The sequence below is a fragment of the Paraburkholderia sp. SIMBA_054 genome (assembly GCF_046534875.1).
Classification (GTDB): domain Bacteria; phylum Pseudomonadota; class Gammaproteobacteria; order Burkholderiales; family Burkholderiaceae; genus Paraburkholderia; species Paraburkholderia hospita.
In genome coordinates this window covers 1-243 of sequence record NZ_JAWRXV010001522.1, presented here as the reverse complement: position 1 = coordinate 243, position 243 = coordinate 1, and the positions used below count along the sequence as shown (strand labels likewise).

The 243-nt window shown below is 65.4% G+C and carries 1 pseudogene; it reads right to left on the bottom strand.

Annotated features, from left to right (window positions below):
- Positions 1–243: pseudogene (locus SB822_RS60120) on the bottom strand (acylhydrolase); the annotation flags it as partial.

Here is a 243-nt window from a genome sequence, read left to right as displayed (position 1 = left end):
CCACGACGTGCGTCGCGCCCGCGTTGACGATGGTCTTGACTTGCGCGGCGAGCTGGCTGGCAGCCTGAGCAACCTGGGGATTGGACAACGGCTGCAGATAGCCGACGATGACCGCAACCTGGCCCGCCTGCGTATTCGGCAGCTTGCCTGCCTGCACGAGCAACGGGAACTGCGTCTGCAGCGCGGCGCCGAGCGCCGTGAGATTCGCGGTGTTTTCGGCGAACTGGAAGATGTCGTTCGCAC